The 13,503-nt window shown below is 43.5% G+C and carries 8 protein-coding genes; 2 read left to right on the top strand and 6 right to left on the bottom strand.

Annotation, left to right across the window (positions count from 1 at the left end):
* Positions 1–19 precede the first annotated feature (19 nt).
* From IWA51_RS04325 to IWA51_RS04315, 3 genes are all read right to left on the bottom strand, one after another.
* Positions 20–1,597: an SLBB domain-containing protein gene (locus tag IWA51_RS04325; RefSeq protein WP_198443368.1), complete on the bottom strand. Its 1,578-nt coding sequence runs from the start codon at positions 1,595–1,597 to the stop codon at positions 20–22.
* A gap of 106 nt (positions 1,598–1,703) precedes the next feature.
* Positions 1,704–2,759 (bottom strand): MraY family glycosyltransferase, encoded by a 1,056-nt coding sequence (locus IWA51_RS04320; RefSeq protein WP_177527338.1) that lies wholly within the window; start codon positions 2,757–2,759, stop codon positions 1,704–1,706.
* A 1-nt stretch (position 2,760) separates the two neighbouring features.
* A complete protein-coding gene (locus tag IWA51_RS04315; RefSeq protein ID WP_198443367.1) occupies positions 2,761–5,133 on the bottom strand; it encodes an SLBB domain-containing protein in 2,373 nt (790 codons plus the stop codon).
* Between the two features lie 130 nt (positions 5,134–5,263).
* Between IWA51_RS04315 and IWA51_RS04310 the strand changes: the two genes are divergently transcribed.
* Positions 5,264–5,635, top strand: coding sequence for a helix-turn-helix transcriptional regulator (locus IWA51_RS04310; protein WP_177527340.1), 372 nt, complete (start codon positions 5,264–5,266; stop codon positions 5,633–5,635).
* A 244-nt stretch (positions 5,636–5,879) separates the two neighbouring features.
* Here IWA51_RS04310 and leuA read toward each other — a convergent pair whose 3' ends face one another.
* Complete coding sequence (gene leuA, locus IWA51_RS04305) at positions 5,880–7,565, bottom strand: 2-isopropylmalate synthase (RefSeq protein WP_177527341.1); 1,686 nt, start codon at positions 7,563–7,565, stop codon at positions 5,880–5,882.
* Between the two features lie 219 nt (positions 7,566–7,784).
* A complete protein-coding gene (locus IWA51_RS04300; RefSeq protein WP_198443366.1) occupies positions 7,785–10,016 on the bottom strand; it encodes a DUF4954 family protein in 2,232 nt (743 codons plus the stop codon).
* A 99-nt stretch (positions 10,017–10,115) separates the two neighbouring features.
* Between IWA51_RS04300 and IWA51_RS04295 the strand changes: the two genes are divergently transcribed.
* Positions 10,116–12,854, top strand: coding sequence for a peptidase M16 family protein (locus tag IWA51_RS04295; RefSeq protein WP_198443365.1), 2,739 nt, complete (start codon positions 10,116–10,118; stop codon positions 12,852–12,854).
* Here the strand turns inward: IWA51_RS04295 and IWA51_RS04290 are convergent.
* Positions 12,834–13,463 carry a 5-formyltetrahydrofolate cyclo-ligase gene (locus IWA51_RS04290; RefSeq protein WP_198443364.1) on the bottom strand — a complete coding sequence of 210 codons (630 nt, stop codon included), beginning with the start codon at positions 13,461–13,463 and terminating at the stop codon, positions 12,834–12,836. The genes IWA51_RS04295 and IWA51_RS04290 overlap by 21 nt on opposite strands.
* Between the last annotated feature and the right edge of the window lie 40 nt (positions 13,464–13,503).

The raw sequence follows: 13,503 nt of genomic DNA, 5'->3' as shown, positions 1-13,503 counted from the left end.
GCGCCTTTGCTCAACAGAATCAGTTTCCAATAACACCGGTAACCGCAAGAATAGAAATGGCTGTAGAAATTGCGCTCAGAATAGCTGTTACGCCGCCTGAAACTCTGGTCCATTTATACCAGACTGAATTTTCTTCAACCTGGATATTGCATTCAGGAACAATAGGACTGTTTGCGTCTAGTTTTTTTCCGTCAAGACCCACTACAGTAATTTTTTTGAAACTGTTCCTGTAAGAGTCAATTCCGCCGGCAAGACCTATATAATAGTTAACATCCCTGTCAGGAATATAAGGATAGCGGCCGGGAGAAGGAACAGCGCCAGAAACCGTAACAAAGAACTGCTTGAACGGAATCAGAAGCGTATCACCGTTTTTTACCTGTTCGGTGCTTCTGAAGGAAGAGTCAAAAAGTATTTTTGAAAGATTGATTGGAATGCGTACTTCTTCGCCGGAATCAGAAACTTCCCTTATTATATAGGCATTTTCAAGGTCAGAAAGCGGTGAAAAAAGATTTAAATTCTGTCTTACAAGGTCATAATAAAGCATTCCATCATTAAACCGAACGCTCAGCTTGGACATTCCTTCAAGGGAAGTGTCGCCTTCAGTACCTAAGTTTATTGCACCGGTAACAAAAATTCCCGGTTTTATCTCAAGGTAGCTTCTGATATTTATAACGTCAAAATTCTCAAGGGCAAGATCCTTTTCTATTGATTCGGCCGGAATATATTCTGTTTCGCCGGAATTTTCCTTTTTGTATGTTCTGAAAAGGCTTATTCTGGAAGTATCAGCAGTGGGTGTAAGCCCGTCACCGTATTTTTCTACCAGAGCTTTGAGGTTTTCACCGTCCAAAAGTTCATATCTTCCGGGGCGCTCAACTTCACCCTGAACAGTCACCTGCCTCTTTGCATGGAGAACTTCTATTCTGTCACCGGGCCTTAAATACGGATCGTTTGAAAAGTCACCATTGCGTACGGCTTCAAACAGATCGTAAACGTTTGCCTTTCCCGAAGAAGAAACCACGCGTACGTTTCGTACGGATGAACAGTCAAGAAGATGTCCCTTTAATATAGAAGAAAGCCGCGAAAGAGCCCACGCTTTGTATTCGCAGGACTTGTCTACGTCCCCGGTAAGCGAAACCATAAACACGGCAGGACTGGTCAGAACAAACTGAACGGCGCTCAAAGGAAAGTTTTTGCCTACAAGTTCCACGACCTGTTTTTTAAGAGCCCGGTAAGTAAGCCCCTCGCAGTCTTTTATAATACCGAGGTTTGCAACGCGTACGGAATAGTCGGGGTCAATCGTAAGGGTATAGGAAACGGGAGTTTTTGAAGCAACAAAGGCAAGTGTGTATACATCGCCTGCTGTAACAGGGTATTCATCGTTTGAAAGTGCAAGACGCGGGTCTGCAAGATCGGCGGCCGCAGCAGAAAGTGCCTGGACAGAAGCTTTTTTATCACCAGAAGAAGCCGCGTTGACCGAAGAAGATCTTACAGTATCTGAAGAAGACAACAAATCATAACAAAAAGCCTGATTCAGAAAAAAGAGGGAAATCAATGCAAAAAGTGCATATTTTTTTGAAGCTGATTTAAAACAAGCCATAACTTACCTTTATCTAATTTTTTCACAGTATAAAGCAATTATGACTGCGTTTCAAGTAAGTTATAAAAACGAGAAATTATGTAAAATTATTCGCAAAAAAGCGGAATCAGTTTTCTGAAATACCCCCCCCCGACTTTTGCACAGCCAGAAACTTTCTTTTATGAACAAAATGAAGTACACAGAAGGCAGCAAGAACCAACGCATACATTACCAAAAGAATAATCGTGCAGTGATACGGACATGCAAGAACAGCCGTTAACGTAACCGTACAGATAACAAACTGAATACCAAGCATAAGGTAAAGAACAGCCTTTTTTGACAGCCCCAGATTCAAAAGCTTGTGGTGCGTATGAAACCTGTCTGCACTCATAATGGGACGGTGATCCCGCAGCCGCCGCCAGATTGCCGCAACAGTATCAATCATCGGGATCGAAACAAGAACCAGCATAATAAGAACGCGGTTGTATTCCAAAACTTCCCCTTTTCCGCAAAGTGGAAAAACTGCAATCACAAAACCAAGAAACTGACTGCCGCAGTCACCCATAAAAATTTTTGCAGGAGGCCAGTTGAATACCAGAAATCCCATAATGGAAGCAGCAAGAATAAAGCATAAAAAACCGATAGGATCCCCTGATGAAAGCCTGAGCACTCCTATTGTCGCAAGTGTCACAATAGAAAGACCACCGCAAAGACCGTCCAGTCCGTCAATAAGATTGTAAGCATTTATAATTCCCAGAACCCAGCAGAAAGTAAGCGGAACAGAAATCCACACGGGCATTTTCCATGCAAAAAGATACGTAAATCTATAGCCTGAACAAATGACAATTCCTACTGCAACAAGCTGGACAAAAAGTTTAAGAACTGCCTTCAAATCAAGAAGATCATCCAGAAATCCAAACAAAAATATAATAAGAGCTGAACACAAAAGCGGGAGTATTCCCATAAGCTTTATCTGCGGCATAATAAGCGCACATAAAAGTGAAACTACAAGAAACGAAACAACTACGGCAACTCCACCAAGACGGGGCGTGTTTCCGCTGTGGATTTTGCGCGCATTGACCGGGTCATAAAGACTGTACTTTCTGCAGAAAAGGATTATCAGCGGAATCAAAGAAAGAGAAAGAACAAATGCCCCGGAAGAAAACAGAATAAACGGCAGCATATCAGAATACTCCCGTAACGGCAAGAATAGAAAGCGTAGAAGAAAGTATCGTAAGAATAGCCGTAATTCCGCCCGAAATTCTGTTCCACTTGTACCATCCCGAATTTTCTTCGACTTCAATCGTCATTTCGGGAATTATATTGTCTTTTTTTGAATAACGTTTTCCGTCAACATCGGTTATAGTTACAGCCTTAAGACTGTTCCGGTAAGTATCAATTCCTCCGGCAAGCCCCACGTAATAAGACCAGTCGCGGTCAGGAATATAAGAGTATCTTCCGGGGTTGGGAACGGCACCTGCTACAGTAACAAAGAACTGCCTGAACGGAACAAGAAGAATGTCCTTGTTCTGTACATATTCACTGCTGTAAAATTCCTGGTTGTAAAGAATTTCTTCAAGATTAATGGGAATATGCTTTTCTGTAATCCTGACAGCACCGTCTTTTTCTTCTTTTTCCTTGCGGATTATATAGGCGTTTTTCAGATCAGAAACAGATGAAAAAAGTCCGGCATTGTCACGCACTACAGAAGCATAGTTGGTTCCGTTTTTTACCGTAATATTTATACTTGTTGTCGCTTCGGGAACAACCGCTTCAGAAGAATCAGGAGCTTTTTGGGAAACTGCACCCTGTAAAAAAAGAACGGGGTTTATATCGTTAAGACTGGTAACAAACAAACTATCGTAGCATAAAAGTGCATAATTGTCTGTAATTGCCGTTTCGTCCAGATAAACGACTTTTCCTGAAGAATTTTCATTCAATATTCGTATAAGGCGCATTCGTGAAGGGTCTGCGCGTTCGGTAAGCCCGCCGCCGTAGTAGCCCACAAGCCGTCCAAGTTCCTCTCCGTCCAGAAGTTCGTACGTTCCGGGTCTTTCTACGGCTCCGCTTATACTTACACGACGAGAGATTCTTTTGAGTGTGATTTTTTCACCTGCCTGGACATAAGGGTTCTGCGTCATATCCCCGTCACGCTTGGCAAGGAAGAGGTCACATTCACGTACTTTTCCGTCTGCATCTGTTATTGTTACAAAACGCTCCGAAGAATACGGCGTCATGTAGTCTGCTATAATCTGAGAGACGCGTCTGAGCGGCCATGCAGAAACTTCGGTAACAACCTTGACTTCCCCGTCCACTACAAATTTGTCTACAAAATTCTTTGTATACGGAATTACAAGAATGTCTCCTTTCTGCGGCGAATATTCGCTCATGAGGCTTGCGTCAAAAAGATAACTTTCTATATCTATTGTAATTTTTGTGTCACCGCGCCTTATGTATGATTTTTTGAGGTCGGAATTGTTTACAAAACTGCCTGCTTCACGGCGCACAAGGCCTGCATAGTTTTCATTTGAATGGAACTTGACAACCTTGCGGTACATGGCCATTTCCGAAGGAGCTTCTGCCACATCTTTTTCTCCTGAAGCCGCTTTTAAAGCCTGTTCTTCGGGATTGCGTATAATTCCTTCCATTGTTATGTACGGAAGAGCTTCATCATAACTGCCTATATATACAGAATCCATATTAAAAAGAGCCGTATTATCTGCAGCCGAAGAGTCCAAGTACATTACGCTGCCGTCAGGTGTCTGAAGCCGCGATATTGTAACGCGTGCAGGGTCTGCGCGTTCGGTAAGCCCGCCGCCGTAGTAGCCCACAAGCCGTCCAAGTTCCTCTCCGTCAAGAAGTTCGTACGTTCCGGGTCTTTCTACGGCTCCGCTTATACTTACACGACGAGAGATTCTTCCTACTTCTACAGTGTCACCAGGCCTAAGGTAAGGATCGTTCGAAAAGTCTCCGTCCCTTGAAGCCTTGAATAAATCGCAGACACGTGTTTTTCCCGAAGAAGATACAATCTTAACGTTTCTGAGTGAAGAATATTGTGTAACAGACCTGGTAACAATTTCTGAAAGTCTTGTAAGAGCCCAGGCATTGACTTCGCTGGCCTTTTTGACCTGTCCCGTAACTTTTACAGAAAACACACCGGGGCTGGTAAGTATAAACTGGGCAGCACCCATAGGATAGTTTTTGCTTACAAGAGATTCAACCTGCCTCTTGAGAGCCTTGTAGGTAAGTCCGTCGCAGTTTTTTATAACACCAAGATTTGCAATCTTAAGGCTGTAGGTTGTATCTACTGTAATAGGATAAGAAACAGGTGTTTTTCCTGCAACAAATGACAGCGTATAAATATCGCCGGCAGTAACAGGATAGTCTGGGTTTGACAGCGCCATCTTTGCATTAAGCGCATATTCCTTGTCAGATGATTCGGGAACAGACGCCGGTGTGTCATCAAGTTCAAAAATCTCGGAATAAACAGACTGAAGTGAAAACAAAAATCCTGCCGAAACAAGCAGAAATGACTTAAAAAAATTATTTAAACGCATAAAACACTCTGTAAATAAAGACGTTGGTATTCAGCCCCAAAAGAGCCACTATTAAAACTACAATAGTAATATATTATATCTATTGTAATATTTCAAGTAACATTATTTATCTATTGTAGTAAAAAAAGATATGGGATTTTGGAATAATGTCGAACAGGAAAGAGTTTTTCAGGGTATATCCAGAAAAGATCTTGCTTACAAGGCAAATATTTCTTACGCGTCAATCGGTCTGGGACTTGAAAGAAACAGTATGCCCGGAGCCGACACAGCCCTTCGCGTATCAAAAGTTCTAAGGGTTCCGCTGGAAGACCTGCTTAAGGAAGACCAGTGCCGCATTCGTCAGGAAACACCCCTTCAGGCACAAAAACCGCAAGCAAATTCAGACTCAAGGCAGATATTACAGACAGCAGTAAGTGCGCTCAGAAAAATGCCTTACGAAATAAGGTCGCCCATAATTGAAATGATACTCAAGATAGGAAAGGAAGAAACCAGAATAGTTTAACAACAGACACCGGCTGTTTTGACTTTTTTAGGAATAAATCAATTTTTTTTAATATAGACTGTAACCGCAGAAAGGTTGGAAGGTTATATTTATAGATTCACGGAACAAGCATTTTCCACCGTGAACTAATTGCAGTTTTTTAAGTTTTCTGCATCCTCCTCTCCTTTAGCCCCGCCCGTTCGTTGAACAGACGGGGTTTTTCTTTTATTCTGCGGTTTTTCAGGTCTTTTTAAACGTTTGCAGATCAGGAAATCTGGTTTATTGCGCTTACAACGGCGTCAATTCCCGCGCGGCCTACGCTGGTAGACTTTCCGGCGCCCCAGTACTGGCTTCCGTTTTCGCATGTTATCTGGACATAAGCTACAGCCGAAGTATCGTTTCCTGTACCGATGCTGTGTTCATGAAAAGCCGTAATGCTGAATTTGGGTGCAGGCGTCTTTGAAAGAGCACTTGCAAATGCATCAAGCGGTCCGTTTCCTTTTTCTCCAATGGCAAACTGCTTTCCTTTCCAGCCTACGACTGCACGGCAGAGTGTCGTTGCCTCTGACTGGGAATTCTGTTTGGCGTCAAGGTGTGTTTCGGCAAGATCCATGATTTCAAGATTACCCTTTGCTTCAAGCCACTGCTTTACAAAAAGGTCATAAATCTCGGCAGGCTTAAGCTCGCGCTGTGCTTTGTCTGCGGCATGTTTTATTACATCGCCCAAAGCCGGGTGCATTGCCTTCGGAAGAGTAAGACCGTAGTCCTGCTCAAGAATATATGCAGCGCCGCCCTTTCCTGACTGGCTGTTTATTCTTATGATGCCCTCATACTGGCGGCCAATGTCATGCGGGTCAATAAGAAGGTACGGAACATCCCAGAGAGCATTGCGGTCCATCTTTGCACGTGCTGCCATTCCTTTTCTGATAGCATCCTGGTGGCTTCCGCTGAAGGCCGTAAACACAAGTTCCCCGGCGTAAGGTGTGCGCGGGTTAACATTCATTCCTGTATATTCAGTGTAAAGTTCTGCAACTTTTTCTATTTCATGGAAGTCAAGCTCCGGGTCCACGCCCTGAGAGAACATATTGAGCGCAACATTCACAATGTCAAGGTTACCTGTACGCTCGCCGTTTCCGAACAGACATCCTTCTACGCGGTCGGCACCGGCAAGAAGTCCCAGTTCGCAGCTGGCAACTCCTGTTCCGCGGTCATTGTGGCAGTGCGTGCTTACAATAACGCTGTCCCTGTCAGAAATATGCGTGCAAAAATATTCAATCTGGTCAGCATACACATTGGGCGTAGAACATTCAACTGTTGTGGGAAGGTTGAATATAATCTTTTCTGAGGCAGAGCATCCCCATTCAGCTTTTACGGCTTCACAAATCTCAACGGCATAGTCAATTTCTGTCATTGAAAAACTTTCGGGAGAATATTCCAGGCGGATTCTTTTGCGGTCTTCTTCAGAAATGCAGCTTTTTATGCACTTTACACCGTCTATGGCAATCTGCTTGATTTCTTCCTTTGACTTGCCGAACGTATATTTTCTCTGCGCAGGAGAAGTTGAATTGTAAATGTGAAAAATTGCACGGGGCGCACCCTTAAGGCATTCTATTGTTTTTTTGACAAGCTTTTCGCGTGCCTGACACAAAACCTGGATTGTAACATCCTCTGGAATGCGGTTTTCGTCAATAAGCCTGCGGATAAACTCGTACTCCGTGTCACTTGCAGCGGGGAATCCTACTTCAATTTCCTTGAATCCGAGTTTTACCAGAAGATCAAAAAATGCAAGCTTTGTTTCAATTCCCATAGGATTAACGAGGGCCTGGTTTCCGTCGCGAAGGTCTACCGAACACCATACAGGCGCCTTTGTAATTTTCTGTGACGGCCACTTTCTGTTCTGAAGGGGAATATCTGCAATAGGTGCGTACTTTCCCATTGGATTCATTGTCATAGCAAACTCCTGACTTACATAAAAATTTTGTACAAAAAAAAGACCTGCTGCCGAAGCAACAGGTCTGTAGTTTAAGTATTGAAAATATACCTGCCTACCAGCACCTTAGATTCGGCTCAATGAGGAGAAATTCAAAGATAGTAGTAGTTCAAAGTATTTCATAATTATTTTTATACTCCAAAATAAAATAAAAGTCAATATACACGACGCCTGTGTATGTCAGGTTATGAGCGTGCGGAACAGTTTTTCAAGTGCAGAATCAAAGGCTTCTGTTGACTGTTTGAGGTCTTTGAGAAAGGAATTGTCGCAAAGTTCACCCAGTACAGCATTTTTTTCTTCCTTGTTTCTGAACGTAATTGAGCGGAAAAAGTCTGTATAATCCTTGCCGCGCGTAGAAATGGAAGATTCAAGCATATTGAGCGAAACATACGCAACGTCACGCATAAGGTCATCGAACATGTCCTTTCCGAACATTGTAATGGGCGTGGAATAAAGGCGTTCAAGAAGATAAACAGCATAACGCACCTTGTAGCCGCAGTAGGATTTCTGGCATTCATCGTAAAAGGCGTGTACTTCATTCCAGGTGTTTATCCTGCGTTCCTTTACAAGCGAGAACATTTCGTCAAGTTTTTCCTGCGGAATAATCTGGCCGCCGGCGTTTACCCAGTTTTTGTAAAGAGGAATTTTTCTTATGGTTTCAAGGTCTTCGGGAACAAGAGTTTCCCTTCCGCATTCGCAGACCCATTCCATAAGCGAGTCCACGCAGAAATATTTCATTATGCGACGGTATTCTTTGTATGCCTGGGCTGGTTTGCAGATAAGTGCGCCGTACTTTTTCTGGCAACGGTCGTCCGAAAGAAAGAATTTTGACTCTGAATTCTGGTGAAGATAATCTTTTGCCACGTGGTACAGTTCTTCTCCGTCCTTTGAGAATGCGGCTCTTTCGCGGAATTCATCGAGAAGTTTCGGATTTGGGTTGAATTCAGTCATTTTTGCTGCTGTTTCATAAGGAAGCTTAAGGTAACGGCCGGTAAGTTCAATAATTCTTACTACAGAGGCTTCTATTTCCTGCATTGTGTCCGGGGCAAGCGGGTTTGTTTCTATATGCTGTACCTTTACGACACGCTTGTCTCTTGAAACAAACTTGTACTTGTTTCTTACAATCGCAAACATATTGTAAAGAAACCAGTATGCCGGGATTATGTGAACAGTGCAGTCCGTATTGCTGTTAGCCACAAGTGAAAAAGGATACGTAATATTGAGTTCATTCTGGTAGCTTCCCTTTGCAACAAGTACAAAAGATGCAAACCTTGAGTCATACTTGAAGTCGCTGCACAGTCCCGGCCAGAAACCGCGGCCTGCAAGAAGTTCGCCGTCAGGACTACGCGAGTTGTGGTTTGAACCGATTGTTGCGGCAGAAGCGATGTTGCTTTGTCCCATAAGTGTCGCTGCAATAAGGAATGAAGAGTTGTGGTGCTGCTCGTGGAACGGAAAAATAAGATTATTGAGCAGTTCACAGCAAGAAACCATGGAATTGTCGCCCAGAATGGAATTGAGAAGACGGGCACCGTATTTTAACTGGCAGTTTCTTCCTATAACAAAGCGCACGGCAATGGCCTGATAGAACACGCGGCTTCCGTAGCCCATTATTCCGTTTACCATTTCTACGCCTTCGCCAATCTGGCTCTGTTCCTGCGGGGAAGACAAAACCGTAATATTCTTAAGTTTGAATGCACCTTTTATATAGGCATTTGCCCCTATGCGCACGTCTTTAAGAAGCGTACAGTTTTTTATTACAACATCATCTTCCACAATGCCGTAAGTGTTCTTAAGGCCGTCGTTGCCGTATTCCGTAAGTTCAACAAAGCGGTCCATAAGCTGACTGTCATCGCGGTATCTTGACCAGCACCAGGCATCTGCCGGAATCATATCCTTAAAGGGAAGAACTCCACGGCCGTTGTTTTCGTTTCCTACGCCAATCCATATTCTGTTTGACTCGGGTTCGCCTTCCTTAAGAATTCCCTCGCCGAATTTGGAATGAAACGTACAGGACATTTCCTGAATATTAAAAAGCATTACGCGGTTTGCAATGCGGTAATTTACAAGATAGCTTACGTTATTTACTACACAGTCGTCGCCGAGTGAAACAAAACCCAGCACTGAACGGTAAATTCCGACACGAAGTTCAAGATCGTGGAATTTAAGAAGTGCATTGCGGATTCTGCCCATTACGACATAACCGTAAAAATCATTCTGAATAACAAGCGACGGGTCAAATTCCCCCGGAACTTCGCTTACATATATCAAATTCCACCGCTCAAGATAACAGGTATTGCGGTTGGACTTTAAAATTTCTATTTCCTGCGCCGTAAGATGACGCTTTCCCTTCAAAAGCTCTGCAGGCGGTTCCCTCATGGGACTTTTCCCGTCCAAAACCCTTACAACTGACATTACAACCCCCTGAATACATCTGCAATAAATTATATACGCAACACGGCCATTCCGCAAGTATGACTTTTCACAAAAGAGTGGGTGTGGTATTATTTTACAATGCAAAAACTTCTGCGCAAAACCGCGATTATTCTTATTTTACTGGCCGCAACATTTACCGTAAGTGCACAAACAGAAAGTTATATTACAGAAAACTCCCAGAGACAGCTTAAAATAATGACTCTTCCCAACGGATTCAGAATTTATTTTCTAAAAGACGTGGCATCCCCTGTTTTTCATGCAGAATTTCTTTCGCGCGCAGGATTTTCTGCACAGACAGCCTCCACAACCGGACTAGCGCCTCTTTTTGCAAAGCTTACCGGAGCAGAATGTCTTGCCGACTGCACAAAACTTTCTGCCGACTTTGCCGCTGATTATCTTGAAACGGCGCTTTCACAAATGGCAGCTCAGGTCACAAAACCATTTTTTTCTGATAAAGACTTAAAGCGCTGCTATAACGAACTGCGCTCAGAAGTAAACGAAAATGCACTCTCTTCTTCGGGCTTCATTAACCGCGCTATTGACTCACGCATATTCCGAGATGCGCCCTGGAAGCACGAAAGCGGAATCTACCCGGCTCTTTTCGGTTCAAAAACAATTCCCGAAGTAAGAACGGCCCTGTACGATTTTGCAGCCCGCTTTTACCGCCCTGAACTTTGTGCACTTTTCATAAGCGCCGATACAAGTGAACAGAATGTTTACACTGCCTGTCTCAAAGCCTTCGGTAACTGGGAGCCGCCCGCGATTTCTGAAGGAATCTCTGCACAAACACAGGATGCGGCTGCCGTACAAAAAACAGAAGCGCCCTCTGCACAAAAAAAATTTGTTCTTGCCTCTGAAGAATTCCCAGATGACATGACGCAGATTGCCGTCCAGTACACAACTCTCCCCTTTCATCTGGCAGACATTGCCGCAGCCGCACTCAACGCGGGGGACTCGGACTTCAAAAAAAGCGCATGTGCAGACAGTACACTTTCCATACGCTCGGCCGACTACACAGACGTTTCGTCAGCAAGAAAAAACGGCAGTTCAAGGCTCATATTCCAGGCACTTATGGAAACCCCCGCGCAAAACCCGCCGCCCCTGCAGGCACAGGCATTCACTGCCGCCACAAAAGAAATGACGCAAATCTCAAGGGCACAGTTTGTCGGTGCACAGAAAAAAATAGATGCAAAAAACAGAAAACTCACATCTGCAGCGGCATCAGAAATTTCACTACTGGCAGATTTTTGGGCGGCTTCCCCGTTAACGGACGCAGCTCATTTTTACGAAAGCTTTCTTGAGTCATTCCACAAAATCCATTCCGCGCAGGAGTCACAGGCCGCAGAATATATTTCAAAAGAAGAGCCTTTTGTATTTGTGCTTGTAGGAAAAAAACTGTATGCAAAAAACAAGGCGCAGTTTGAAAAACTCGGCTACGAAACAGTAACGCAAAAAAATGCATCCTGGTACGACGACAAACTAATTCTTGCAAAGGCATTGGAAAACGCGGCAGAAAAAAAAGAAGAAGTTCCGCTTAAAAAAGAAGATTCAGGATTTTCAAGAAACGAAAGCAGAACGCAGATAAAGACATTCACTCTTTCAAACGGAATTCCCTGCGTCCTTCACAAAACGCAAGGCAGCATGACTTCTTCGGTTTCGGTTTCAATTGACTCAGACAGGGGAATGCTTTTGCCTTCAGACATGCGCACAGTTCTTGTAAATGCACTTGCACAAAAAATCCAGGAAGCGGCTGTCAAAGAAAATATCGCCGACCAGACAGTAATAAAGTCGTGGAGGGAAAGCGGCACTTCTTTTATAACAATCGACGCGCTTTCAGAAAACCTGGGCGCACTTCTTGAAGCGACAGTCAGTTCCCTTATATATGAAGAAATTTCACCTTCTGCGGCAGACACACTCATCGGCGAATGGAATGCCCAGAAGCTCATGTCAGAAGCGTCACTTTCAAACCAGATGAAAACAGCAGCATATTCTGTACTGTATGCAGGACAAATTCCGCAGGACAATTCAGTTTCGCAGATTGAATACAAAGACATTCTTCTCGGATACAGCACACTTCTTGACGCATCACTTTATTCAATAAGTATTTCAGGCGGAATAGATTTTTCAAAAACAGAAGGAAGCCTCAAAAAAACATTCGGCCTTCTGAAAAACAGAAACATAAAAAACAAAGAAACACAAACAGCACCGGAGTACAAACCAAGAAGAACGGCCACAGTAAAACTCAGGCACACTTACACTTCTGATCTTCCGGCCGAACTTGCGCCAAAGGAATCACCTGTTCTTGTTCCCACAAAAGAATTCAGCGACCCGGCGCAGATTTATTTTATTCCTGCACAAAACAGCGCGGACTGTGACACAATAAATGCACTCGCAATTGAACTTGCACAAACCATGAACGAACAGACGCAGACAGATTTATTTTACGCGCGCACCGGAACACAGACAGAGCCATGCATGATAGAATGCCGCAAAACAAAAAACCGCACTTTCTTTCTGGACGCATACAAAAATGCATGCACACATCTTTTAAAAAAACTTTCCGGAGACAAAAAAGATGCCACACTTTTGAAAATAAAAAACGGCTGGACAACGCACTTTATGAAAGATGCACAAACCGACGGTGGAATCTCACTTCTTATGCTTAAGGGAATGAGGCTGTCACAAAACCCGCAGATGCTTACAGACTCTTACGAAACAATACGCAGTGCAGGTGCAGAAAGCTTTATAAAAATCCTAGAAGGAACAATGGACCGTGAACAGGCCTTTGTAATATTTTCAGCCGACACTAAAAAATGATTTTTCGCTAAGAATAAAATTCATCACGGCATCATGGCTTTCTGCCGGAACAGAATCCCTCAGCTGACATGAAAAACACATTCCGACAAGAAAAACTTCTGCACCGCAGAGACATGCAGCATTCAGAAGCCGCTCCAGGTAAATGTCATAAAATCCCTTTCCGTGCCCCAGTCGTGTTCCGCCACAGGAAAAAGCCACACCCGGAACAATGACGCATATTTTTTTATGCGCGCATATTTTTTTAAAAGATTCAGACTCAGGTAAAAAAAGTTCACAACCGCAATCAGGCTCTTTTATTCCCCACGCACCTTCTGTAAAAAAAGATTCAAATTTCCTTTCCTGCGGCGCAAGATAAAAGTCCATGTCTGATGTTCCGGGAACAGTTTTTGGAAAAGCAAGTATTTTGCCTTTGGAAAGAGCAGCCCTTGAAATAAGCTGGGGATCAATTTCTGAAGATGTTGCCGCGTAAGAAAAAATTATGTCACTCGTGCTGAATAATTCTGACTGTAAAAAAAATGAACAGGCTTTTGACGAATATTCTTTTTTTTCAAAAACCGAAAGTTCTGCGACGCTGCTGCGTGAAATTTTTCTGAGTTCTGGCTTGGTCATTCCATGATAATAATTCAACTTGTAAAAAAATAAAAGTAGC

The organism is Treponema peruense (assembly GCF_016117655.1).
Classification (GTDB): Bacteria; Spirochaetota; Spirochaetia; order Treponematales; family Treponemataceae; genus Treponema_D; species Treponema_D peruense.
Note: the sequence above shows the minus strand (reverse complement) of the source record. Positions and strands in the feature narration are given on the sequence as shown.

Excerpts from the sequence above, each read along its gene's own strand:
- IWA51_RS04320 (WP_177527338.1), bottom strand. The coding sequence starts at position 2,759 with ATGCTGCCGTTTATTCTGTTTTCTTCCGGGGCATTTGTTCTTTCTCTT.
- leuA (WP_177527341.1), bottom strand. The coding sequence starts at position 7,565 with ATGACAATGAATCCAATGGGAAAGTACGCACCTATTGCAGATATTCCC.
- IWA51_RS04310 (WP_177527340.1), top strand. The coding sequence starts at position 5,264 with ATGGGATTTTGGAATAATGTCGAACAGGAAAGAGTTTTTCAGGGTATA.
- IWA51_RS04325 (WP_198443368.1), bottom strand. The coding sequence starts at position 1,597 with ATGGCTTGTTTTAAATCAGCTTCAAAAAAATATGCACTTTTTGCATTG.
- IWA51_RS04315 (WP_198443367.1), bottom strand. The coding sequence starts at position 5,133 with ATGCGTTTAAATAATTTTTTTAAGTCATTTCTGCTTGTTTCGGCAGGA.
- IWA51_RS04290 (WP_198443364.1), bottom strand. The coding sequence starts at position 13,463 with ATGACCAAGCCAGAACTCAGAAAAATTTCACGCAGCAGCGTCGCAGAA.
- IWA51_RS04300 (WP_198443366.1), bottom strand. The coding sequence starts at position 10,016 with ATGTCAGTTGTAAGGGTTTTGGACGGGAAAAGTCCCATGAGGGAACCG.
- IWA51_RS04295 (WP_198443365.1), top strand. The coding sequence starts at position 10,116 with ATGCAAAAACTTCTGCGCAAAACCGCGATTATTCTTATTTTACTGGCC.